The organism is Mesorhizobium sp. M1396 (assembly GCF_040317725.1).
Lineage (GTDB): Bacteria > Pseudomonadota > Alphaproteobacteria > Rhizobiales > Rhizobiaceae > Mesorhizobium.
In genome coordinates this window covers 13057-37935 of record NZ_JAMYLA010000051.1, presented here as the reverse complement: position 1 = coordinate 37935, position 24879 = coordinate 13057, and the positions used below count along the sequence as shown (strand labels likewise).

Sequence of the window (24879 nt, the reverse complement as noted above, 5' to 3'; positions counted from 1 at the left end):
CCCCTACCGCGTCAGCACGACGCCGGCGTCGGGCCGGAAGGAAACCCAGGCGCGGTCGTTCCAGCTCAATGGATCCTCGGTGATGCGAGCCGCGTTCATGGTGCTCGCGCGCACCACCTGGCCGTCGTCCAGCCTGACGTGATAGACGGTCATGTCACCGAGATAGGCGATGTCGTAGACCTCGCCCTCGATAGCGTTGACGGCCTCGGCCGGCTTTCTCGACGACACCTTGATCTTTTCCGGCCTGATGGCGAAGGTGACGGCCGTCCCGGCACTGGCAGCGCCGGCATTGTCGGTGCGGATGGTGATGCCATTGCCGGCATCGATGCTGGCGGCGCCAGCCTCGCCACGCGCGATCTTGCCCTCGAACATGTTCACATTGCCGACGAAACCGGCGACGAAGCGCGACCCCGGCGCCTCGTAGACTTCGGCCGGCGTTGCCACCTGCATCACCTCGCCCTTGTCGATGATGGCGATGCGATCGGCCATCGTCATCGCCTCTTCCTGGTCGTGGGTGACGACGACGAAGGTCAGGCCGAGGTTCTGCTGCAGGTCCATCAGTTCGAACTGCGTCTCTTCGCGCAGCTTCTTGTCGAGAGCGCCAAGCGGCTCGTCGAGCAGCAGCACTTTCGGCCGCTTGGCGACCGAGCGGGCGAGCGCGACGCGCTGGCGCTGGCCGCCGGACAGCTGGTGCGGCTTGCGCTTGGCGAACTGCTCGAGCTTGACCAGCTTCAGCATCTCGGCGACGCGCGACGCGATCTCGGGCTTCGGCATGCCGTCCTGCTTGAGGCCGAAGGCGATGTTGTTCTCGACCGTCATATGCGGGAACAGCGCATAGGACTGGAACATCATGTTGACCGGCCGGCGATAGGGCGGGATACCGCGCATATCCTGGCCATCGAGCAGGATGCGGCCGGCCGTCGGCTCCTCGAAACCGGCGAGCATTCTGAGCAACGTCGACTTTCCGCAACCAGAGGCGCCGAGCAGCGCGAAGAACTCCCGCTCGAATATGGTCAGCGACAGTTTGTTGACGGCGGTGAAGTCACCGAACTTCTTGGTGACATTGTCGAACTGGATGTATGGCTTGGCGTTCGGGTCGTTCCACGGCGCAAAATCCCTGCGGATGCTGCCAAGCGATTTCATGTCCCACTCCGTGCTGATTCCTGCTTCTTGCCCCAGAAAAGAATGGTCCCGGCAGGTGGCTGCCGGGACCATGTCGGATTGCTTACTGGCCAGTGACGATCTTGGTCCAGGTGCGCGTGATGACGCGCTGGGTCTTGGGATCGTATGGCGAGACCGTGTAGAGCTTCTTTATCGTCTCGGCATCGGGATAAACCGAAGGATCATCCAACAGCGCCTTGTCGACGAATTGCTGCGAAGCCTTGTTGCCGTTTGCGTAGAGCACGTAGTTCGACGACTTGGCGATAACCTCCGGCTTCATCATGTAGTTGATGAACTCAAGCGCCTCGGCGACATGCGGCGCATCGGCCGGGATCGCCATCTGGTCGAACCACATCTGAGCGCCCTCCTTCGGCACGGAATAGCCGATCTCGACGCCCTGCTTGGCCTCGACCGCGCGGTTACGAGCCTGGAACACGTCACCCGACCAGCCGACCGCCAGGCAGATATCACCGTTGGCGAGGGCGTTGATGTATTCGGAGGAGTGGAATTTTCGGATGTAGGGCCGGACCTTGAGCAAAGTTTCCTCGGCCTTGGCGATATCGTCTGATGACGTGCTGTTCGGGTCGAGGCCGAGATATTTCAACGCCGCCGGGATGATGTCGGCCGGGGAGTCCAGCACGTAGACGCCGCAGTCCTTCAATTTGGCCAGGCTGTCGGGATTGAAGAAGACATCCCAGCTGTCGATCTTGTCGGTGCCGAGTGCTGCTTGCACCTTCTTGATGTTGTAGCCGATGCCAACCGTGCCCCACATGTAGTTGACCGAGTATTCGTTGCCGGGGTCGTATTTGGCGGTGCGCTCGGTAACCGTGTCCCACATATTGGAAATGTTCGGCAGTTTCGACTTGTCGAGCTTCTGGAACACCCCGGCCTGGATCTGGCGCGCGAGGAAATTGCCGCTCGGCACGACGACGTCATAGCCGCTGCCGCCGGCAAGCAGCTTGGTTTCCAGGATTTCGTTGGAATCGAAGGTGTCGTAGACGACCTTGATGCCGGTTTCCTTGGTGAAATCGTCGATGATCGAACTGTCGATATAGTCCGACCAGTTGAAGACGTTGACGACGCGATCCTCGGCATGACCGCCGACGGTGAAAAGCGTCAGAAATACCGAAGTCGCCGAAAGCCAGAGCGCTTTGCGGATCATGCTATTCTCCTTTGGTGAGTGTTCCTTCGCCGGCTCGTCGCGGTTCCAGCGCGGCCGGGCATTTGTTTCAGGCTATTGAGCTTTCCAAAAGGCGACAAGCGTGAACTGCCAACGCTATGCAGGCAGTTCGATGAGCGGCAGGCGTTGTGTCGTCGCCGGGACTCGTGTGGCGTGCAGATGCCGTCATAGGCTTTCGCCGTGGCGCAGGCAGAGATACGACGATGTGGTCCGGTCTCGATCTGACCGGCAGGGAGACTTGGCAAGATACGCCTGTCTTGTTGTTGCCGTAATCTCAGCCTGCCCGCGCGGCAGCGACATTGTCAATGGCAAAGCTGCGCGCCACATCAATTAGGCGATGGAACTCCGGTGACCCCTGCGCGCTCGGGCCGGGTCTGGCGCTTGAATTCGAGCCCGATATGAACGAGCAGCGCCGTGACAACCACCGCGCCACCGATGATGGTGCGCCCCGATGGCACCTCGGAATGGATTAGCCAGACCCATATCGGGCCGAGGATCGGCTCGAACGTGCCGAGCAGTGCTGCTATTGCCGCCGGGATCAGCCGCGCGCCGGTGGCGAAGAAGGCGAGGCCGAGGCCCAGATTGACCACGCCGAAGACAAAGAGAAAGCCCATGTCACTGGTCGACACAGTGAATGTCGATGCCTGCGAGGCGGCGAAGCCGGCCGCAAGCATGGTGCCGAGGCAGGTCGCCGGCGTCATGCGCACGCTGGAAAACCGCCGGGTGATGACGGTGGCGATCGAGAACATCACCGCGATCAACAGAGCCAGCCCGTCGCCTATCGGCGAGACAGCGCCATCTAGCGATTCCGACACCATGATGGCGACGCCGGCGATGACGGCGGCAATCGCCAGCCAGGTCGCGACACCAACCCTTTCACGGAACAACGCCCAGGCAAACAGCGCCGCCAGCAGCGGCACGCCGGCCTGCATCAACAGGATGTTGGCGACGGTGGTGTAGGCAAGTGCCACAACGAACGCCGTCGATGCGGTGGCGAAGCAGACCCCGACGGCAAGGCCGGGCAGACCCATGTCGCGGAACATTTTCAACATGCCGCGCCAGCCGTCGCGCCAGACCATGAAGCAGATCAGGAAGGCCGCTGCCCAGACGGAGCGCCAGAAAATAACCGTCCAGCTGTCGCCGACCGTGATGAAGCGGGCGATGGTGCCGCCGAAACTCCACATCAGCGCCGACAGGAATACCAGCAGGAAGCCGATGCGCTCCTCCCGCTGTGGGACGGTCGAGGAAACAAGGATCGGCGACGATGCGGTGTCGGTCATGGGCGCGACTGTCGGGCTTTTGTGGACGGGACGATGCGCAAGGGACGACGAAAAGATGCTCTGTTCGCGTAACGCAAAAATGCAGGCCGGGCGTGAGCCAGCGACCGGCGACAATTGTGGCACCCTGCCACGGCGTTACTGGAAGTCGAAGGCACTTAAGCCTGTCACCATCTCGTCAAGGCCGAGCGGACGCGTCACCGGCGGCTCGGCGCGCGCCAGGCAGCCGACGCGCTCGCAAAGCCGGCAGGCGGGCCCGACCGGCGTCGCCGCGACACTGCCGGTCTTTGCGGTGACTGCCGCGCCGGGCAGTGCGGCGCCATAGACGATGTCGTCGCGAAAGCCGATGTCGCAACCAAGCAGCAGCGCCGTGCGGCGCGGGCGTTCCGAGAACGCGCCTTGCGGTCCTTCCAGCGTGCGGGCGATGCACAGGAACTCGGCGCCGTCGGGCATTTCCACCGCCTCGACGAAGATCTGGCCGGGCTGGGTGAAGGCGACATGCACCGGCAGCTTGGGACAGGCACCGCCGAAGCGGCTTTGCGGAAAGCCCTGGCTGCCGGCCTTGCGGAAGCGGTTGCCGGCATTGTCGACTTCCAGCATGAAAAACGGCACGCCCGAGGCACCCTGCCGCTGCAGCATGGTCAGCCGATTCGCCGCCTGTTCGAAAGAGACACCGAAACGCGAACGCAGGACGTCGATATCGTAGCGGGCGCGCACCGCAGCCGCGTGAAAGGCCTGGTAGGGCATCATCAGTGCATGCGCCGCATAGCGGCCGAGTTCGAAGCGAGCGAGCCGGCGAGCCTCGTCGGTGGTCAGCTTGAGCGCCTGGATCTCGCCGGCGACCGCGACCGTCATGCGGATCAGACAGGCCTCCATCGCGACTTCGCGCAGGTGGTCGAACGGCGACAACCGCTCGGACAGGAACAGGCGCTGCGAGTGGCGGTCATAACGACGACGCCAGTTCGGCATGGTGGAGACCGGCAGCACCTTGACCACGATGCCGTATTCGCGCTTCAGCCAGGACTTCAGCGCGCCGAACAGATCGTCGCCGGGGTCAAGCACCGAGGTGAACGCCGCGGTCTCCTCCTCGAGGGCCGCGAAATGGTTCGGCCGGCGCTCGAAAATCTCGCGCATCTCGTCTATCGGCAGACGGGCTCCGGAAAGTGCGGTCGCCCGGCCCTCGCGCGCCAAAAGCTCGTTGAGGTCGGACAGGCGCTCGGCCTGCTCGCGATAGGCGCGAAACAGCTTTATCACCGCCGCGGACGCGTTTGGCGCCGCCTCGGCGAACTCGATCAGCTCCTGATCGCCTGGCAGTTCGCCGACCAGCAGAGGGTCGGTGAACACCTCCTTCAAGGCAGCGACAGATCCCCTTGCCTCGCCCTGCAACTCATGCGGATCGATCTTGTAGACGGACGCCAGCTTGAGGATCAGCTGCACCGTCAGCGGCCGCTGGTTGCGCTCGATCAGATTGAGATAGGACGGGGAAATGCCAAGCCCCTCGGCCATCGCCGTCTGGGTCAGGCCCTTGGCGTTGCGGATGCGGCGGATGCGCGGTCCGGCAAATATCTTCTGGTCAGCCATCGACTGTCCTTGACAGGAATTTACATAAGTTTCGCGGCAATCTCGATGCGCCGCTCTTTACAATCATGACAAATTTACAGCGTGCCTCTGTCAAACGCAACACAGATTTTCCCTTATATTTCGACGATTTTCTTGATTTTTCTGGCTCATTTCGCGCCGCAATGTAATTTCAGTCATATTCCGACGCACAGATGGTTGATGCTCGGACACGGTTCAGCAATCCTTCGGAGTGACCCATGACTGATTTTTACAACCTCGTCCCATCGGCGTCGGAAGGTCGCTTCGACGGTATCGAACGGCCCTATTCCGCGGAAGATGTGAAGCGGCTGCGCGGCTCGGTGCAGATACGCCAGAGCCTTGCCGAAATGGGCGCCAACCGGCTGTGGAAGCTCATCCACGAGGAGGACTTCGTCAACGCGCTCGGCGCCATGTCCGGCAACCAGGCGATGCAGCAGGTCCGCGCCGGACTAAAGGCGATCTACCTGTCGGGCTGGCAGGTTGCCGCCGACGCCAACACCGCTTCGGCTATGTATCCGGACCAGTCGCTCTATCCGGCCAACGCGGCGCCCGAGCTGGTCAAGCGCATCAACCGCACACTGCAGCGCGCCGACCAGATCGAGACCTCCGAAGGCAACGGGATTTCAGTCGAGACCTGGTTCGCGCCGATCGTCGCCGACGCGGAAGCGGGTTTCGGCGGACCGCTCAACGCCTTCGAGATCATGAAAGCATTCATCGAGGCGGGCGCCGCCGGCGTCCACTACGAAGATCAGCTGGCGTCGGAGAAGAAATGCGGCCATCTCGGCGGCAAGGTGCTGATCCCGACCGCGGCGCACATCCGCAACCTCAACGCCGCACGCCTGGCGGCGGACGTGATGGGCACGCCAACCCTGGTCGTCGCGCGCACCGACGCGGAAGCCGCCAAGCTGCTCACCTCCGACATCGACGAACGCGACCAGCCCTTCGTCGACTACGGCGCCGGGCGCACCGTGGAGGGTTTCTATCACGTTAGGAACGGCATCGAACCCTGCATCGCCCGCGCCATCGCCTATGCGCCTTACGCGGACCTGATCTGGTGCGAGACCTCGAAGCCGGACTTGGCGCAGGCCAAGAAATTCGCCGAGAGCGTGCGCAAGCATCACCCCGACAAGCTGCTCGCCTACAATTGCTCGCCATCGTTCAACTGGAAGAAGAATCTCGACGACGCGACGATTGCCAGGTTCCAGAAGGAACTCGGCGCCATGGGCTACAAGTTCCAGTTCATCACGCTCGCCGGCTTCCACCAGCTCAATTACGGCATGTTCGAACTGGCTCGCGGCTACAAGGCACGGCAGATGGCGGCCTATTCCGAGTTGCAGGAAGCGGAGTTCGCGGCCGAGGCCAACGGCTACACCGCGACCAAGCACCAGCGCGAGGTCGGCACCGGCTATTTCGACGCCGTGTCGATGGCGATCACCGGCGGCCAGTCGTCGACCGCCGCCATGCATGAATCGACCGAGCACGCGCAGTTCAAGCCGGCCGCCGAATAGCGAACAGAAGAACGCAGAGGAAACGCCCGACAGGGCTTGGGACACAAGGAGAAGAGCAATGGCATCGATAAGCCGTGTCAAGGAACGCGCCGAGGAACAGTCCACGACGATGAGCGTCGATCAGCAAGCGACGATCCGCATGCTGGCCAACGATCTGCACCGCCTCAACCAGTCGGTGATGAAGGCGGTCGAGGCAGGCGTCTCGGTGGAGCTCGTGCGCTCGGCACGCCATCACGGCGGCGACGGCAACTGGGGCGATCTGCTGATCCCGGTGATCGTCACGCAGCAGGGCCACGGCTGATCGCAATCCGCGCAACCGTCCTCTTCACCTGCGCGTCTCTGCGCAGGTGAATTTTCTTTTTATGAAACGCACTATGGACAGTTCAGTACAGTAGCGTTGCTTGAAATTCACTGCTCCAAGCATGATTTGGGGGTCTTTTATTTCAACTTGACATGGACCACGATCTCACGCCAATTGCTCGCCAGATTCAACTCTGCATTGAAATAGGGGCGAGCTTCTTGGTCGACTTGTGTGCCCAGTGAATCGTGAGGACGAGACTCCAAGACATCTGAATTGGGTGGCCCGCGACGCAAGCACCGAGGCGATCCGTGATCCGTCGCAGGTGCTTGTCGTCGGCAAATCGCCAATCAATCGCGTGGTGATTTCGAAGATCGTCGAGCGATCCGGGCTCAAGCCAATCTCAGAATCTCCCGACACCGCGGCAAGGATCTTGCGGTCCCTCATTCCCGGCGCGGTTGTCCTTGACGGCGGCGCCGACAACAAGGACTGCGACAATCTGATGTCCAGCATCGGCGCGTTGCGGCGCGCCTCGGGCAAATCGCTGCCACCAGTGATCCTGCTTTCGACCAAGAATGGCACTACGGAAAGCCTGGGCCTGTCTGACATCATCGACGTGGTGGTCGCCAAGCCGATCACGCCCGAACGGCTGCAACCGGTGATCGATCGCTTGGTCGGCCGCTAGAGCGTAGGCGGTTTCCTGGGATCAGCCTGCGTTCACGATGCTTTCTACCAGTTCCGGCAGTTGTCCGAGATCGGATATCTGGCGGAATCTCGATTCGGCCACCGGGGCCTCGACATGCTCGAGCACCCAGGTCAGTTCATGCGGCACATGGACACCCCAACCGCCGGCCTCGATGGCCGGCACCACGTCCGACTTCAGCGAATTGCCGACCATCATGCTTTTTGCCGGACCATCGCCATGCCGGCTGAAGATCCTGCCATAGGTGGCGGCATTCTTGTCGCTGACGATCTCGATCGCGTCGAACAATTCGCCCAGGCCCGACCCGGCCAGCTTGCGCTCCTGGTCGAAGAGGTCGCCCTTGGTGATCAGCACAAGGCGGAATGCGCCGGCAAGCTTCTCGACCGTCTCGCGCGCATGCGGCAAGACCTCGATCGGATGGCTCAGCATCTCGCGGCCGGCATCGAGAATCTCCGATATGACCGCCGCAGGGACGCGAGCCTGCGTAACCTCGATCGCCGTCTCGATCATCGACAGGGTAAATCCCTTGATGCCGAAGCCATAGACGGCGAGGTTGCGTCTTTCGGCTTCCAGCAATCGTGCCGAGATGTGCTCCGCTTCGGCATGATCGGCAAGCATGGCGGCAAAGCGCTTCTCCGTCAGGCGGAAGAACTGCTCGTTCTGCCAGAGTGTGTCGTCGGCGTCGAAGCCGATCGTCGTCAGTTTGCCGTCGTGCCGCATGCAATTTCTCGATTGGGATTGAAGGCCGAAACTAAGCCGATCGGCGTGATTTTCAACCGTGTCAGCCAAAGCCCGACGCGGCTCCCCTTCCCTTCCATGGGAGGGCACGGCTATACTCCACAATCCGCAACCCAATCTGGTGAATGATGCCGCCTGCAAAAAAGGAAGTCCGTCCGTCGAGCCGCGGAGGACGTGCCCGCACGCCTGCCTTCGTGAAAAACCAACGGGGCGTCAAGAACTGGAAGGAAGTCAGCGCCTGGCTGGAATGGCGCGGCATCGAGGACATCGAGTGCATCACGCCTGATCAGGCTGGCGTCGCGCGCGGCAAGATGATGCCATCGAAGAAATTCACCTCCAACACCTCGCTGGCACTGCCGTCGGCTGTGTTCATGACGACGATTTCCGGCGGCTACCCCGAGGATGGCAACGGCTTCCACTACCCGGAAGACGACGGCGACCTCAAACTGATGCCGGATCTGTCGACACTGACGGTAGTGCCCTGGGAAGAAGACCCGACGGCCGCGGTCATCTGCGACCTCGTCCACCAGGATGGCCGCTCGGTCGAGTTCACGCCGCGCAATGTGCTGAAGCGCGTGGTTGCCGCCTATGACAAGCTCGGCCTGAAGCCGGTGGTGGCGCCCGAGATCGAATTCTATCTCGTGCGCAAGAACCCCGATCCGGACTATCCGCTGACCCCGCCGGTCGGCCGGTCCGGACGCGCGATCGGCGGCGGCGCCGGTTATTCGATCGCCGGCGTCAACGAATTCGACGAACTGATCGACGACATCTACCATTTCTCCGAAAGCCAGGGCCTGGAGATCGATACGCTGATCCATGAGGAAGGTGCCGGCCAGTTGGAGATCAATCTGCGCCATGGCGACCCGATCGAACTGGCCGACCAGGTGTTCATGTTCAAGCGCACCATTCGCGAGGCGGCGCTGAAGCACGAGATCTATGCCACCTTCATGGCCAAGCCCATCCAGGGGCAGCCTGGCTCCGCCATGCATATCCATCAGTCGATCATCGACAAGAAGACCGGACAGAACATCTTTTCAGCCGCCGACGGTTCGGAAACCGACGATTTTTTCCACTTCATCGGCGGCATGCAGAAGCATGTGCCGAACGCGCTGGTGATGTTCGCGCCCTATGTCAATTCCTACCGCCGCCTGACACAGGCGGCGTCGGCGCCGGTCAACAACAAATGGGGCTACGACAACCGCACCACGGCGTTTCGTGTGCCACGCTCGGATCCGGCGGCACGGCGCGTCGAAAACCGTATCCCCTCCTCCGACGCCAACCCCTATCTGGCGCTGGCGGCATCGCTTGCCTGCGGGCTGATCGGCATCACCAACAAGGTCAAGGCCGAGCCTCCCGTCCTGACCACCGCCAACGCCGACGAGATCGACCTGCCACGCGGCCTGCTCGAAGCCGTCGACCTGTTCGAGGGCGACGAGGAACTCTGCGCGCATCTGGGCAAGTCCTTCGCCGCGACCTATGCGGCCATTAAGCGCGCGGAATTCGAGACGTTCATGGAAGTGATCAGCCCGTGGGAGCGGGAGTATCTGCTGCTGAATGTTTAGAGGAATAGCGAATAGCGAATAGCGAATAGCGAATAGCGAATAGCGAATAGAAATGATGAGACAGGCGACACAAGTCTCGATCAACCCTCACTCCTCAATTCTCCCTATTCGCTACTCCCTACTCGCTATTCGCTTTCTCACTCCCTTCCAAATCTCCGAGTCTTCACCGCATCATGGCCTACCAATCCCCAATTTCTCCCGGCCGCTCCTGGTATGAGGACAGCGCCGGACCAAGACCCGAATACCCAAGCCTCGATGGCGACCGGACTTGCGACGTCATTGTCATCGGCGGCGGCTTTACCGGTCTGTCGGCGGCAGCGCATCTGGCCAAGGCTGGCACCAATGTCGTGCTGATCGAGGCGAATCGCTTCGGTGATGGCGCTTCCGGGCGCAATGGTGGCCAACTTGGCACCGGCCAGCGTTCGTGGGTGGAGGATCTGGAGGCCGAGTACGGTTTTTCCCGGGCCAAGGCGCTGTTCGATCTCGCCGAAGAGGCGAAGGCCCATCTCCTCGAATTCGCTGCTGCCAACCAGATCGACATCGACTATATGCCGGGCCAGCTCTCGGTGGCGCACAAGCCGCGCTACGTCGACGGTTACAAGGCGCATGCCGAGACCATGGCGAGCCGTTTTTCCTACCCGCATATCTCGTTCATGGATGCCAGGGAGACGGCGGAGCGGCTGGGGTCGACCGCCTATTTTGGCGGGACACGCGACACCGGCACTGGCCACATCCACCCGATGAAGCTGGTGATCGGTACGGCGCGGGTGGCAGCGCTTGCCGGCGCGCAATTGTTCGAGGGGACGCCATCGACCGGCATCATTTCCAGTGGCGGCAAGGTCAAGGTTTCGACGCCGAGAGGCACGGTGACAGCGCAGAAGTGCCTGATCGCGGTCAACGCCCATGGCGGCACGCTCGAGCCGGTGAGTGCGGCGCACATCATGCCGATCGGTTCGTTCATCGGCGCAACCGTGCCTCTGGGAGCGGACTCGAACGTGTTGCCGGGCGGCGAGTCGGTCGATGATTCCCGCTTCGTCGTGCGCTATTTCCGCAGATCGAAGGACGGGCGGCTGCTGTTTGGCGGACGCGAGATCTATGGCGTCAACGATCCGAAGGATATCCACATCCATATCCGCCGCCAGATTGCGGAACTCTACCCAACGCTCAGGGATGTCGAGATCACGCATGGCTGGGGCGGCTATGTCGGCATCACGGTGCCGAGAAAGCCGTTCGTGCGCGAAGTGATGCCCAATGTCATCTCCGCCGGCGGCTATTCCGGCCACGGCGTCATGCTGTCGAACTTCTTTGGCAAGCTCTATGCCGAAACCGTTGGCGGCAACCGCGACCGGCTGAAGCTGATCGAGGACCTGAAAATCCCGCCGTTCCCCGGCGGCCGGCGTTTCCGCACGCCGCTGCTGTTCCTGGCGCTCAACTGGTTTGCTCTGCGCGACAGGATCTAGGCCCGGTGCCGCGGCGATGGAATCAGGACCGGATTTGATCTGCTGGTTGGAGCATGATCTCTGACGAAGCCGGATGCCATTTCCGGATTGCGCTCCGGGCTGGATAGGATCGCTCTGAATTCATGTAATATTCCTGTAATATTTGTTGCCGTGCCGGCACATTGCGGAATCCCCGGCAAAGGTGCAGAATCGGGTGGGAAGGCGTAGTGATGCCACAATCACCGGCAAAAGATGCCGGTTGTGGGCGACTGACGGGGAATTCCGCGGGCTTTCCCGCTTTGGTTTCTTGGGACCGATGCAGATCTGGCGCCAGGTTCTTGGCATTCGATCGAAAGAACATCGGCCCGCTTATGGAGGTGGCAAGAGTTGAGAGAGCCCTTCAGTTTCGGTACGCCGGAACGTCGGCGCTTTGCCATGCAGTTCGGATACGACATGCGGCCGTCCTTCTGGCAGGAAGTCCGTTCGAACTCGCATCTGGTGATCGCCGCGATCGGCACCGCCGCACTGCTTGGCGTCGCCGCCGTGGCGTTATGGCTGACATTGCCGGCCAGCGACAGGCAAGCGGCAGCGAGCTCCGAGCAGACCATTCCAACCATTCCGGTGAAGACGACGAAAATAGCCCCGGTGGGGGCCGCGGTCGCCGCGGCAGCCGTGCCCCAGGCGCGCAAGTCCGACACGGTTTCACCGACCGTCACGGCCGCGGAAGCCAACGTACAAGCGCTCGCGGCCAATGATCCGCGCTGGACCGGTTCGCAGCCGAAGGCTGCATCCGCTTCCGACTCGACTGCTCCGAGCCAGGTTGCGAACCAGGCTGAACAGGCACCGGACAAGCCGGCGGCGGCATTCGCGCAGCCGGCAGCCGATACCGATGCCACCGCTGAACTTGCCAAGGTTGCCGCGCCCTCCGCGACGGCGGGCAGCCATCCCGATGGCGCACAAACCGCCGCCATCCCCGCGGTGAAGCCGCCAGTGCCGGCTCAGCAGCCAGCGGCAACAGAAGGCGACGGAAGCCAGGCCAAGGCGAAGCCTGGGAAGGTCGCAGCCGCCGGAACGGGGCGTATCCTGAGGGCCGTGACCATGCGGAGCGGCCCGAAGAAGAATGCCGCCGCCATCGGCACGGTGCCCGCCAGAACCTCGGTGCAGGTGATGAACTGCAAGCAATGGTGCCAGATCACCTACAACGGCAAGACCGGCTGGGTCTACAAGAGCTACATCAAGACCGGCGCCTGACGCCCCACCGCTCCGCGCGGGGCATGTCCGTTGTTCTGGTGCATGTCACTCTCCCAAAACCGGGGCCACTTTCGGGCCACGTGCACCAGGCTTTCAGATGCAGCGGCCGCCGTCGACCTCCAGCGCCACACCGGTGATGAAGGCGGCTTCGTCGGAGGCCAGCCAGAGTGCGGCGTTGGCGATGTCGAGTGGCGTCGAAAGCCGCCCGAGCGGGATCGATGCCCGGAACTTCTCACGGATTTCGGGTGTGTCGGCGCCCATGAATTTCTCCAGCATGCCGGTCTCGCCGGCAACCGGGCAGAGGCAGTTGACGCGGATGTTCTTCGGCGCCAGTTCCACCGCCATCGATTTGGTGGCTGTGATCGCCCAGCCTTTCGACGCATTGTACCAGGTGAGGCCGGGCCGCGGCCGCAGACCCGCGGTGGAGGCCGTGGTCAAGATGACGCCGCCGCCTTGCCGCTCCATGATCGGCACCACGGCGAGTGCCGCGTGATAGATCGCCTTCATGTTGACCGATGCGATCAGGTCGAAGGTTTCCTCGTCGACATCGAGCATGTCGCCGTTACGGTGGGTGTAGCCGGCATTGTTGACCATGATGTCGATGCGGCCGAAGGCGCTTTTGGCGGCATAGACCATCTCGTCGAATTCGGAGCGCAGCGAAACATCTGTCTGGGTCCAGATCGCCGCTTCACCGATCCCGCCGGCGACGCGCTCCGCGCCCTTGGCATTGAGATCGGCGACAACGACCCTGGCGCCCTCCTCGGCAAAGCGCCTGGCGATGCCCTCGCCAAAGCCCGACGCAGCACCGGTGATGACGGCAACCTTGTTTTCCAGACGCATGTTTTTCCCGCTCATGATTGGTGACGATCGACCGGCACGCCAATAATGCACATCCGCGCAATGCCATGGCTTCTGACCGGGTTGGTCGAAAGATGTGCGGCCATCGCCGATTTCTCCTTTGGCTTTCGCCTCGATCCCGCTCTATGCTGCAACTGCGAAGGCTTCCGGAGCCGCGCCTGTCGACAAGCCTCCAGGTCATCGGACTGTCAAGGGGCAGGCGCATACACCCAGATGTGACACCATGGCACTGGAAAATTTAAATCGATTAGATTATATCAGCCGCGTCACAGCGACCGGCGTCAAAGCGGACAGACCATGACCAGCCAGATCATCCCCGTCGACCCTTTCGACTTCATCATTTTCGGCGGCACCGGCGATCTGTCCGAGCGCAAGCTTCTGCCGTCGCTCTACTATCGCCAGCGCGACCATCAGTTCTCCGAGCCGACGCGCATCATCGGCACGTCGCGCTCGAAAATGAGCGACGAGGAATTCCAGGCCTTCGCCAGCCAAGCGATCTCCGAGCACGTCAAACCGGCCGATATCGACGCCAAGGAACTGAAGACCTTCCTGGCGAGGCTATCCTATGTCTCGGCCGATGCAACGACCGGCGCCGGATTCGACAAACTGAAGAAGGCGATAGGCGACAGCGACCGTATCCGTGCCTTCTACCTGGCGGTGGCGCCGGCGCTGTTCGGGGATATCTCGCACAAGCTGAAAGAGTACAATCTGGTCACGCCGAACTCCCGCATCGTGCTGGAGAAGCCTATCGGCCGCGACCTTGCCTCGGCGCGAGCGCTCAACGATCTGGTCGGCGACGATTTCCACGAAAGCCAGATCTTCCGCATCGATCACTATCTCGGCAAGGAGACGGTGCAGAACCTGATGGCGCTGCGCTTTGCCAACGCGCTCTACGAGCCGCTGTGGAACTCCGCCCATATCGACCACGTGCAGATCACCGTGGCCGAGACCGTGGGACTGGAAGACCGCGTCACCTATTACGACAAGGCCGGTGCGCTGCGCGACATGGTGCAGAACCATATGCTGCAGCTGCTGTGCCTCGTCGCCATGGAAGCGCCGTCGTCGATGGACGCCGACGCGGTGCGCGACGAGAAGCTGAAGGTGCTGCGGGCGCTGAAGCGCATCAACGGCAACGAGGCGCCGAAGCAGACCGTGCGTGGGCAGTACCGCGCCGGTGCCTCGGCCGGCGGAGCTGTAAAGGGCTATGTCGAGGAGCTTTCCCACGACAGCAACACCGAGACCTTCGTCGCCATCAAGGCCGAGATCGGCACCTGGCGCTGGGCGGGCGTTCCGTTCTACCTCAGGACCGGCAAGCGGCTGGCAACCCGGGTTTCGGAAATCGTCATCGAATTCAAGCCGATCCCGCATTCGATCTTCGGCGACAGCGCCGGTCCGATCTTCGCCAACCAGCTGGTCATCCGGCTGCAGCCGGACGAAGGCGTCAAGCAGTTCATCATGATCAAGGATCCGGGTCCGGGCGGCATGCGGCTGCGCCAGATCTCGCTCGACATGAGCTTCGCGCAATCCTTCGATGGCCGCGCGCCGGACGCCTACGAGCGGCTGATCATGGATGTCATCCGTGGCAACCAGACCCTGTTCATGCGCCGCGACGAAGTCGAGGCGGCGTGGAAGTGGATCGACCCGATCCAGAACGCCTGGGAAAGCGCCAGACAAGAGGCGCAGGGCTATACGGCAGGCACCTGGGGACCCTCGGCCTCCATCGCACTGATCGAACGTGACGGGCGGACATGGCACGAGAGCAATTGAACAGCGCCGCTTACAGCTGGAACGGCTTCGCCGGGCGCCAGGAATTGGCGGCCGCCCTTGCCGGTCATGTCGCCGGCCGCCTGACCAAGGCAATCGCCGAGCGCGGCACAGGGATGCTCGCCGTCTCCGGCGGCACCACGCCGGCAAAATTCTTCGCCGCCCTTTCGGCGATACCGATTGCCTGGGACAAGGTGATCGTGACGCTGGTCGACGAGCGCTTCGTGCCTGCCTCCTCGCCGCGTTCCAACGCCGGGCTGGTGGCCGCCAATCTCTTGCAGAACGCGGCCAAGGCGGCGCGCTTCGTGCCGCTCTATCACGAGGCCACCAGCATCGAGGATGCGGCTTCCTCCGACAATGCGGCGCTCCAGTCATTGCCCTGGCCGCTCGACGTCGTCGTGCTCGGCATGGGGCCGGACGGCCACACCGCCTCGTTCTTTCCCGATGCCGACGACCTGGAAAAATTGCTCGATCCGTCCTGCGACAGGATCGTGCTGCCGGTTCATGCGTTGAGTGCGGGAGAGCCGCGGCTGACCCTGTCGCTGGCGCGCATCGTCGATGCCGGCTTCATCGCGCTGCACATTGAAGGCGAGGACAAGCGCACCGCCTTCGACGGCGCGGCTGCACCCGGACCGCGGAAACCAATCCGCGCCGTGCTCGACGCCGCGCATAAGCCCGTGGAGATTTTCTGGGCGCCCTGATTTGAACTTGCTGAGGGTCCCGGCGGACAGCCGGATTGTGTTCCGGGACCTCGCCTGAAAGGACCGACACCATGACCGCCAGACGCGACATCGAAGCCATCACCGAGCGCATCCGCGAGCGTTCAAAGCCAGGCCGGGAGCGGTATCTTAGCCGCATAGCCGAGGCGTCGAACCGCACCGCCAACCGGGCCGTGCTGTCGTGCGGCAATCTCGCCCACGGCTTTGCGGTGTGCAGTCCCTCGGAAAAGCTGGCGCTGGGTGCGGATAAGGTCCCAAACCTCGGCATCATCACCTCCTATAACGACATGCTGTCGGCGCATCAGCCTTTCGAGACTTTTCCGGCGCTGATCAAGGACGCGGCACGCGAGGCCGGCGGCATCGCGCAGGTGGCCGGCGGCGTGCCGGCGATGTGCGATGGCGTGACGCAAGGCCAGCCCGGCATGGAGCTGTCGCTGTTTTCGCGCGACGTGATCGCCATGGCCGCGGCGATCGGCCTGTCGCACAACATGTTCGACGCCGCCGTCTATCTCGGCGTCTGCGACAAGATCGTGCCTGGGCTGGTGATCGCCGCCCTCACCTTCGGCCATCTGCCGGCGGTGTTCATTCCGGCCGGGCCGATGACCACCGGCCTGCCGAACGATGAAAAGGCCACGGTCCGCCAGCTCTATGCCGAGGGCAAGGCCGGACGCGCCGAACTGCTGGAGGCCGAGTCCAAGTCCTACCATGGGCCGGGCACCTGCACCTTCTACGGCACGGCGAATTCCAACCAGATGCTGATGGAGATCATGGGCCTGCACACGCCGGGCGCTTCCTTCGTCAATCCAGGCACGCCGCTGCGCGAGGCCTTGACGCGCGAGGCGACGAAGCGGGCACTGGCGATCACCGCGCTCGGCAACGCCTATACGCCGGTCGGCCGGATGATCGACGAGCGCTCGATCGTCAACGGCGTCGTCGGCCTGCATGCCACCGGCGGCTCGACCAATCACACCATCCACCTGATCGCCATGGCGGCGGCGGCCGGCATCGCCATCACCTGGCAGGACATTTCCGACCTTTCGGAAGCGGTGCCGCTGCTGGCGCGGGTCTATCCCAACGGTCTCGCCGACGTGAACCATTTCCATGCGGCCGGCGGGCTCGGCTTCCTGATCCGCGAACTGCTCGACGAAGGCATCCTGCACGAGGATGTGCAGACGGTCTGGGGCGAAGGCCTGCGGCCCTATGCGGTCGAAGCAAAGCTCGGCGCCGACGGCAGCGTGATGCGCGAAGCCTCGCCACGCCAAAGCGGCGACGAGAAAGTGCTGGCGCCGTTCAGCAAGGCTTTCCAGGCGACCGGCGGTCTTAAAGTGCTGTCGGGCAATCTCGGCCACGCCGTCATCAAGACTTCCGCGGTGAAGCCGGAGCGGCGCATCATCGAGGCGCCGGCCAAGGTTTTCGACAGCCAGCAAGGGCTGAACGAGGCGTTCAAGGCCGGCACGCTGACCGGCGATTTCATCGCCGTCATCCGCTTCCAGGGGCCGAAGGCCAACGGCATGCCGGAACTGCACAAGCTGACCACCGTGCTCGGCATCCTGCAGGATCGCGGCCAGCGCGTGGCGCTGGTCACCGACGGGCGCATGTCTGGCGCCTCCGGCAAGGTGCCGGCGGCGATCCATGTGACGCCGGAAGCAGTCGAGGACGGGCCGATCGCCAGGATCCACGAAGGCGACATCATCCGGCTCGACGCCGAGGCCGGGACACTCGAGGTGCTGGTGCCGGCCGGGGACTTTGCACTGCGCCGGACAGCGGATGCCGACCTCATAGGCAACGAGTTCGGCTTCGGCCGCGAGCTGTTTGCCGGCTTCCGGCAATTGGTCGGCCGCGCCGACCATGGCGCCAGCGCCTTCGGCACGGCTTGACGGAATCACCATCCTGTCCATGAAAAAGGGCGGCTCATGCCCCGGCTCATGGCCGCCCTTTTTTGCTGCCGGTCAAATGGCGGTCACGGCGTAACGGTGATTTCGCTCCGTTCGCCGGCCTTGACCGTCACCGGCATTTCCTTCTCATGCCCCGCATCGGACATGTGGCGGACAACCACATAGTCGCCGGCCGGAACGGTCTGCTGCCAGGTATCGCCGTAGTTCAGGCCAAGCGCCTTGCGCTTGCCCTCAATGTCCTTTTTCGGCGACAGGATCTCGATCGAGTAGGCACCGGGGGCCGACATGGCCAGGACACCGGCATCGAGCGGCACCTTGATATCCATGACATCACCGACCTTGATGCTGAACGGCTGCTCGACGACCGCCAGGTCAAGCGTGGTGACCGCCACATAGTCGTCCGGCGGCAGCCAGAACTTGCTGTCCGGTCCATAGGAATGCTCGACACTGTCACGCGTGCCATCGATTTTCTTCTTCGCCTTGACGATCTCGAAACCGAGGCCGGAACTGTCGGCCTTGTCACCGCCGGCGATATAGAAGGCGTTGAGCACGACATGGCCGACACCAACGATGACGTCCTTCTCGATCTTCTGCCCGGCGGCGAGCTGGATGGTTTCGGTGACGCTGCCGGCGCCAATCTGGACCGTGACCTTCTGTTCGCCCGCCGGCACGATGATTTTGGTGTCGCCATAGTGGGTGGTGCTGCCGCCCGGATAAGCGAAATTGAGGCTGGCCGCGTCACTGATGTCGGCGCCCTGGCTCGGCCGCGGATGAATGAGCATGGTGCCCGCGTTCAAGGTGAACAGCGGCTTGTAGACCTGACCGGCCTCGATCTTGATCTTCTGCTCCACCTTGGCCTCGTCGTCGCGTGCGACGACGATGTAGTCGCCCGGTTCGAGATTGCCGTTGTAGGTGCCATATTCGGTGGTGACGGAACCGCCACGCGAGCCATCGGCGTCCGCCTTGTAGATCTCCCAGGCGTTGCCGTCGGTGATAGGCTCGCCACCTTCGGCCATCACCACCGTCGGCTGGAAATTGAATTCAGGCTTGGTCGGCTCCGGTGCGGGCGCAGGAGCGGGAGCCGGTTCTGGAGCGGGTGCCGGCGCTGGTGCCGCCACGGTCTCGACAAGCGCCTCCTGCAACGCCTTCTCGTCGGAGGCCTGGATGTATTTGCCGCCGGTGTTGTCGGCGAGGCAGGCGATCTGCTTACCTTCGTCGGCGGTGAGGCCGAAGCCGACGACATCGGCGGTGAAGTCGACGCCGGATGCCTCAAGCTCCTTGCCAAGCGCGCAGGGGTCGCCACCGCATGTTTCGAGACCGTCGGTGATCAGCACGACAGTGGCCTTGTCCTCGGTGTATTTCAACGCCTCGGCTGCTTGCTTGACGGCAGAGGTCAGTGGCGTCTTGCCGAGGAATTTCAAGCTGTCGGCGGCGGCCGAAATGGCACTTGCCGAACCTGCCTGTGGCGGCACGATCAACTGGATATCGTCGCAGCTGCCCTTTTCGCGATGGCCATAGGCCATGAAGCCGATTTCGTCGTCGCCGGGGACCGATTGAAGCACGGTTCGAAGCGACTCGCGGGCGATTTCGAGCTTGGGCTTGCCGTCGATCTGCGCCCACATCGAGCCGGAGGCATCGAGAATGATGATGACCTTGTTCGCGGCAAGGCCGAATGTCGTCATCGACAAAAGGAGGATCGCCGCAGCGACGCTCCGTGCAAGTCCCGCCATCGAAATCTCCTCAAATCCGCCCTGATCCGGGCGGCAAAGCTATTTGACGCCGCGCCGGGACACAAGCCCGGGCACCTATGCGTAGGGCTCCGAACTCAAGTTGACAAAGACCTGACGACAGCCAGTTCGGCGGTGTTGGCAGCTTTTGTGCCGGCAGCTTTTCACGATAGGAATTTTTTCTTGATTCCGTGACCTCAGCTATGGTACATGTTCGTCCATGGTGCTGATTTGCGCCAGTGACCCGCCGCGCAGGCGGGTTTTTCATTTGATGCTCCGTCAGCCAACGCGCCGACGAAGGCTGCGAAGGAACCCGTCAACCCGAGTTCGTTGCCCTGGTCCGGTGCGCCGGGGACGAATGCCGAACTTTTCAACCGAAGCGAAAACCCGGTCAGTAGGTCGTGCGGCGCTCTTCCGAGGGCGGCCTGCCGAATTGCAGCCGGTAGCTCTGGGCGAAATAGGAATGCGAGGTGAAGCCGGTCGCGATCGCCACGTCGAGGATCGGCATGTTGGTCTGGCGCAGCAGTTCGCGCGCCCGTTCCAGCCGCAGCCGCATATAATAACGGCCGGGCGTGACGCTGAGATGGCGCAGGAACAGGCGCTCCACCTGGCGCACCGACAGGCCGGCGGATTTTGCCAGCTGCACCGCCGACAGCGGCTCGTCGAGGTGGTCGGCCATCAGTTCGACAATGCGCCTAAGCTTCTCCGACTTGCCGGTCAGGTCGCGTTCCGGACCGACACGCTGGCGGTCGCCGGCCGAGCGGATGCGTTCGTGCTGGAACTGGTTGGCGACGCCATTGGCGAGATTCGAGCCGAAATCGCCGCGCACGATCTCCAGCATCAGGTCGATCGAGGTGGTGCCGCCAGCGCAGGTGTAGCGCTTGCGATCGATCTCGAAGACATTGCCCGTGCAGTTGATGTCGGGGAAGCGCTCGACGAAGCCGGCGCGGTTTTCCCAATGGATGGTGCAGCGATAGCCTTCGAGCTGGCCTGCCTCGGCAAGCAGGTAGGAGCCGACCGACAAGGCACCCAGCGCATTGCCGCGCCGGCCCCAGCTGCGCAGCGCCGCCAGCACCTTGCTCTTGCCGGGAAATTCCGTCGTCAGCCCGACGGAAACGAAGAGGATATCGACCGGCGGCAGGTCGGCGACGGCGTAGTCGATCTTGAGCGGCAGGCCATTGGAGGCCATCACCGGATCGCCGTCGGCCGACACCGTGGTCCAGCCGTAGAAGTCGCGGCCGAGCAACCGGTTCGCCGACCGGAACGTATCGATCGCCGCGGCCAGCGAGAACATGGAGAACTTGTCGACCAGCAGGAAAGCGAACTGCCTGCCGCCTTGAACGGGATCAGTCATGACCGGCCGTTCTGAGGGAACACTGGGGTTCGGCAAAGTTGCGGCTTTCTGGCGGGTCAGAAGGACGGCCGTTTCAATCCGGCCGCAAGGTAGGCCGAGGCTAACGTATTGGCCATCAGCATGGCAATGGTCATCGGCCCGACGCCGCCGGGCACCGGCGTGATGGCGCCGGCGGCCTTGGCCGCTTCGGCATAGGCGACGTCGCCGACGAGGCGCGACTTGCCCTCGCCCTTTTCGGGTGCGGGAATGCGATTGATGCCGACATCGATGACGGTGGCGCCGGGCTTCACCCAATCGCCCCTGATCATCTCCGGCCGGCCGACGGCCGCGACCAGAATGTCGGCGGTGCGGGCAAGTGCCGGCAGGTCTTTGGTGCGGCTGTGGGCAATGGTGACGGTGCAGTTGGCGGCAAGCAAGAGGTTGGCCATGGGCTTGCCGACGATGTTGGAGCGGCCGACGACGACGGCATTCAGGCCGGACAAATCCTTGCCGCGCACCCGCTCGATCAGAAGCATCGAGCCGGCCGGCGTGCAGGGCACGAAGGCAGTCTCGAGTTCACCGGTGCCGAGCTTGCCGACATTGATGAAATGGAAGCCGTCGACATCCTTTTCCGACGCGATGGTCTGGATGATCTTGCCGGCGTCGATATGGGCAGGCAGCGGAAGCTGCACCAGGATGCCGTTGATGGCCGGATCGGCGTTGAGGTCGCCGATGATGTTCAGCAATTCCGGTTCGGAGGTTTCGGCCGGCAGCGTGTGCTGCACGGAATGAAAGCCGCATTCCTTGGCGGTGCGCGATTTGGAGGCGACATAGACCTGGCTGGCCGGATCCTCGCCGACGATGACCACGGCAAGACCGGGCTTGGCCTTGCCTTTGGCGACAAGCTCGGCCGTCAGCGTCTTGACCGTCCGCACAACGTCTTCGGCAACGCTCTTACCATCAATCACTTCGGCCATGGACTACCCTCAACACCAAAATGCCCAAGCGCGGCGCTTCCGGAAGCTACGCGCTTTCTGATCTTTCACAGCGTGGCATCTTCACGAAAATTCCAACACGCAATCCCGCCAAAGCGCCGTCCCATGCCGTTTACGCGAAACCGGCATGTTTTTGTACGACAGCGCGAAGAATTTTGTGGCTCAGAAGTAACGGCGGCGCGCGCGGCTCTCGGTGAGTTCGCGAACTGCTTCACGGAATTCGCGCAGGCTGGCGCGGATTTCCTCGATTGGCGCTTGCGGTTCGACGTCCTGCTCGGCCTGCCGCGCCTCCACAGATGGCTCGCGAGGCTGGGTCTCCTGCTGCGGCGAGGTGGGATGTTGCGGATAGAGCGCGGAAGCAGGCTGAGGCGGATAGGGCAGCTGCCCGGCATTGGGGGCCGACATGGACTGCGGATAGCCAGGCTGCTGCGTGTAGGCCAAAGGCTGCGCGTAGGGATAGAGTTGCGGGCCCGAATACGCTCGCGGCGGCACCATGTGCGGAGGCTGAGGCGGCGGCGCCATCTGCTGGGCAGAGGGAACAGGATTACCGGACCGGACGGGCGGCGGCAGCGGCGGCGGGTAGGCCGCCGCGACCTGCTGCCGAGGCGTAAAGGCCGGCGCCGACTGGGGATAGGGGGAGTACGCCGGATCTTGCGTTGGCTTCCCGTTTTCCGCGGAAACCCACTCGGTATCGAAGGGCTCTTCCGGGGACGGCTTGCGGGACACGGCCTTGCGCAGCCTCGACAGCAGCGCGCTGACCCTGCCGGGGCCTTCATCCGGCGTGATCTCGGCCTGCTGGACAGGCGGTGGTGCTACGGGCGGTGGCGGCGCAGTTGGTGGTGTCGATGGTTGCTGCGCGGGTGGTTGCGGCGCCGGCGGGGGTGCTGCCCGATATGGCTTGTCCTCGTAGGGCGTCCGGCGCTGGTCCGCGCCGCGGTCGCGGCGCGATCGCGAATTGGCGGTGTCGCGCAGGCTCTCATAGGCGCCGCGCATGGCACCGAGCCCAATCCCGGAGGCAAAGCCCAGCAACAGGCCGGCAAGCGCCACCACGACCCGCGACGGCCCGTTCGCCTCCAGCGGCGCGAAGGCCTTCGAGATCACGTTGATGTTGGCGGTGTTGATGTCCTTCTGCTCGCCGGTCTCCTTGGCGCGCAGCAGATACTGTTCGTAGACGGAGCGCTTGGCGGTAGCCTCGCGCTCCAGTTCGCGCATCGACACCAGATCGCCGTTGACGTCGCCGCTGCGAACCTTCAGCTGCGCCAGACGAGAGGCGAGATCCTGTTCGAGCTGGACCGCGCGCTTGAGGTCGACCTGCAGCGACGAGCCGATGCGGCGCAGCTCGGCTGCGATGCGGTCGCGTGCACCGGCAAGCTGAGCATTGAGCGCCTGGAGTTCGGGGTGGCGCGGGCCGAATCGGATGGCGGCGCGATCAGCCTCCTGCTTGAGCGACGCATATTGCGAACGCAGATCGCTCATCGTGTTGGAGTTGATCTCCTCCGGCAAGGTGCCGGTGAGAACAGAGTTGACGTCGACCGAACGCGCCGAAGCGGCCCGGGCGTTGAGTTCAAGCGTGCGGGCGCGGGCAACCGCCAGCTGCTCGTTGAGCTTCATCATCTCATCCTCGCTGATGAGGTGGCCCTGCGCGTCGACAAGGTCGTGCGAGGCCCTGAAATCCTCGACCTTTCGCTCGGCCGCCTCGACGCCCTTGCGCAGTTCGTCCAGTCTTGCCGTCAGTTCGTCGGTGGCGCGGCCTGCGGTATCCGACTGGATCTGGCCGAAGGTCTGCAGGAAGACATCCGTCATCGTGTTGGCGATCAGTGCCGATTTCTCGCCATTCTGCGTGGTGGCGCTGACGGTGATGACGAAGGTCTTGCCACCGCGTTCCACCGAAAGGCTCTCGGCCAGATTGCCGACGGCAAGCGCCCGGCGACGGGTGTCGTCGACACCACCTGGCCCGTCATTGCGTGACAGGACGGAGCGGATGAGCGACATGACGCCGAGGCCGCCGCCCTGCCCATTGAATTCCGGGTCGTTGACGAGATTGAGCTTGTCGACGACCTTGTTGAGAACAGTGCCTGATGTCAGCACCCGGACCTGGTTTTCGACGATGGCCAGCGTCGCGTCGGAAGCGACGACCGACTGGGTGAGGTCGCGATCGGTGAGCTTCAGGTCGCGCGGATCGACGATCAGTTCGGTGGTGGCTTCGTATTTCTTCGGCGTCGACAGAGCGATGGCAATGCCGAGCGCGGCACCCAGTATCGTCGTCGTCACGATCAGCGTCTTCGACTTGCCAACACCACGGACGACCTGCATCGGATCGATCAGCGGCTTCCACCGCTGGCTGTCGGCGCCGTCGTCGTGGGATGCCGGCGCGTCGCCTGAACGATAGGGTCCGGATGCAGGATCGGGGCGATAGGCGGCTGCGGTTTCGGTAGATTGTGTCCGTGGCGTGGTTTGCGCAGGGGTCACCGACGAGGCCGTCTCATAGCCAGCCTGATACCCGTCCGTTGCGGCCGGATCCGACAGCTTCGGGTTCGTCCGCGTTTCGCGTTGTGAACGGGCGAGACGATGACGCGTGGCGGCATCCTCGCGCCATGACGGGTCTGCCCGGTCCCCGATCGAGACCAGGGACGCGTCGGGTTCGTCGCCGCGCACAGCCTGGCCTAGCGCCAGCAACGAGCGCTCGCGCTTCCAGTCTTCGCGGTTTTCCCTGTCGACCATCGTCCGGAACTTTACCCTTGGCGACCTGCGAACGGCGATTGGCCATTCGTTAGCCCACGCTAAACTTACAAGCCCAGAATTCCGCGAAGTGGGAACTTCTTTTGGCGTCAAATGGGCAGAAATAGGCGAACTGGGCAGTTCGTTTGGCCAT

General features: G+C 63.2%; 19 protein-coding genes. 9 read left to right on the top strand and 10 right to left on the bottom strand.

What is annotated here, in order from left to right:
* Positions 1–3: 3 nt before the first annotated feature.
* The 4 genes from NKH02_RS26985 to NKH02_RS26970 all read right to left on the bottom strand — a co-directional run bounded on the left by NKH02_RS26985 (position 4) and on the right by NKH02_RS26970 (position 5199).
* The gene (locus NKH02_RS26985; RefSeq protein WP_352869628.1) at positions 4–1143 is read right to left on the bottom strand and encodes an ABC transporter ATP-binding protein; all 1140 of its coding nucleotides are present in this window, start codon (positions 1141–1143) and stop codon (positions 4–6) included.
* An 82-nt stretch (positions 1144–1225) separates the two neighbouring features.
* On the bottom strand, positions 1226–2323 hold the full coding sequence (locus tag NKH02_RS26980; protein ID WP_352882751.1) for a polyamine ABC transporter substrate-binding protein: 1098 nt from the start codon (positions 2321–2323) through the stop codon (positions 1226–1228).
* Between the two features lie 344 nt (positions 2324–2667).
* A complete protein-coding gene (locus NKH02_RS26975; RefSeq protein WP_352882750.1) occupies positions 2668–3621 on the bottom strand; it encodes a DMT family transporter in 954 nt (317 codons plus the stop codon).
* A 135-nt stretch (positions 3622–3756) separates the two neighbouring features.
* Positions 3757–5199, bottom strand: coding sequence for a helix-turn-helix domain-containing protein (locus tag NKH02_RS26970; RefSeq protein WP_352882749.1), 1443 nt, complete (start codon positions 5197–5199; stop codon positions 3757–3759).
* 236 nt (positions 5200–5435) lie between these two features.
* Between NKH02_RS26970 and aceA the strand changes: the two genes are divergently transcribed.
* The 3 genes from aceA to NKH02_RS26955 all read left to right on the top strand — a co-directional run bounded on the left by aceA (position 5436) and on the right by NKH02_RS26955 (position 7708).
* Positions 5436–6725, top strand: a complete 1290-nt coding sequence (gene aceA, locus NKH02_RS26965; RefSeq protein WP_352882748.1) for an isocitrate lyase — start codon at positions 5436–5438, stop codon at positions 6723–6725.
* Positions 6726–6783: 58 nt separating this feature from the next.
* Positions 6784–7026: an SMc00767 family acetate metabolism repressor gene (locus NKH02_RS26960; protein WP_352629639.1), complete on the top strand. Its 243-nt coding sequence runs from the start codon at positions 6784–6786 to the stop codon at positions 7024–7026.
* A gap of 277 nt (positions 7027–7303) precedes the next feature.
* On the top strand, positions 7304–7708 hold the full coding sequence (locus NKH02_RS26955; RefSeq protein WP_502911007.1) for a response regulator: 405 nt from the start codon (positions 7304–7306) through the stop codon (positions 7706–7708).
* A gap of 21 nt (positions 7709–7729) precedes the next feature.
* Here the strand turns inward: NKH02_RS26955 and NKH02_RS26950 are convergent, their stop codons facing one another.
* Positions 7730–8446, bottom strand: a complete 717-nt coding sequence (locus tag NKH02_RS26950) for an HAD family hydrolase (RefSeq protein WP_352882746.1) — start codon at positions 8444–8446, stop codon at positions 7730–7732.
* A 143-nt stretch (positions 8447–8589) separates the two neighbouring features.
* Here NKH02_RS26950 and NKH02_RS26945 point away from each other — a divergent pair, with 143 nt between their 5' ends.
* The 3 genes from NKH02_RS26945 (at position 8590) to NKH02_RS26935 (ending at position 12716) form a co-directional block, all read left to right on the top strand.
* Positions 8590–10026 (top strand): glutamine synthetase family protein, encoded by a 1437-nt coding sequence (locus tag NKH02_RS26945; protein ID WP_352869640.1) that lies wholly within the window; start codon positions 8590–8592, stop codon positions 10024–10026.
* Positions 10027–10199: 173 nt separating this feature from the next.
* Positions 10200–11486, top strand: coding sequence for an NAD(P)/FAD-dependent oxidoreductase (locus NKH02_RS26940; protein WP_352882745.1), 1287 nt, complete (start codon positions 10200–10202; stop codon positions 11484–11486).
* 366 nt (positions 11487–11852) lie between these two features.
* A complete protein-coding gene (locus NKH02_RS26935; protein WP_352882743.1) occupies positions 11853–12716 on the top strand; it encodes an SH3 domain-containing protein in 864 nt (287 codons plus the stop codon).
* A gap of 93 nt (positions 12717–12809) precedes the next feature.
* On the opposite strand, the gene NKH02_RS26930 is transcribed toward NKH02_RS26935, so the two are convergent.
* The gene (locus tag NKH02_RS26930) at positions 12810–13556 is read right to left on the bottom strand and encodes an SDR family oxidoreductase (protein WP_352882763.1); all 747 of its coding nucleotides are present in this window, start codon (positions 13554–13556) and stop codon (positions 12810–12812) included.
* Between the two features lie 315 nt (positions 13557–13871).
* Here NKH02_RS26930 and zwf point away from each other — a divergent pair, with 315 nt between their 5' ends.
* The 3 genes from zwf (at position 13872) to edd (ending at position 17934) form a co-directional block, all read left to right on the top strand.
* Positions 13872–15341 carry a glucose-6-phosphate dehydrogenase gene (gene zwf, locus NKH02_RS26925; protein ID WP_352882741.1) on the top strand — a complete coding sequence of 490 codons (1470 nt, stop codon included), beginning with the start codon at positions 13872–13874 and terminating at the stop codon, positions 15339–15341.
* Positions 15323–16039, top strand: a complete 717-nt coding sequence (gene pgl / locus NKH02_RS26920; RefSeq protein WP_352882740.1) for a 6-phosphogluconolactonase — start codon at positions 15323–15325, stop codon at positions 16037–16039. The genes zwf and pgl overlap by 19 nt, the downstream gene beginning before the upstream one ends.
* A 71-nt stretch (positions 16040–16110) precedes the next feature.
* Positions 16111–17934: a phosphogluconate dehydratase gene (edd, locus tag NKH02_RS26915; protein WP_352882739.1), complete on the top strand. Its 1824-nt coding sequence runs from the start codon at positions 16111–16113 to the stop codon at positions 17932–17934.
* 83 nt (positions 17935–18017) lie between these two features.
* Here the strand turns inward: edd and NKH02_RS26910 are convergent, their stop codons facing one another.
* From NKH02_RS26910 to NKH02_RS26895, 4 genes are all read right to left on the bottom strand, one after another.
* Positions 18018–19682 carry a vWA domain-containing protein gene (locus tag NKH02_RS26910; RefSeq protein WP_352882738.1) on the bottom strand — a complete coding sequence of 555 codons (1665 nt, stop codon included), beginning with the start codon at positions 19680–19682 and terminating at the stop codon, positions 18018–18020.
* A 388-nt stretch (positions 19683–20070) separates the two neighbouring features.
* Complete coding sequence (locus NKH02_RS26905) at positions 20071–21033, bottom strand: GlxA family transcriptional regulator (protein ID WP_013530232.1); 963 nt, start codon at positions 21031–21033, stop codon at positions 20071–20073.
* A 56-nt stretch (positions 21034–21089) separates the two neighbouring features.
* Entirely contained in the window at positions 21090–21989 is a 900-nt protein-coding gene (gene folD, locus NKH02_RS26900; protein ID WP_352882737.1) for a bifunctional methylenetetrahydrofolate dehydrogenase/methenyltetrahydrofolate cyclohydrolase FolD, read from the bottom strand.
* A gap of 180 nt (positions 21990–22169) precedes the next feature.
* Entirely contained in the window at positions 22170–24728 is a 2559-nt protein-coding gene (locus NKH02_RS26895; RefSeq protein WP_352882735.1) for a GumC family protein, read from the bottom strand.
* Positions 24729–24879: the final 151 nt, after the last annotated feature.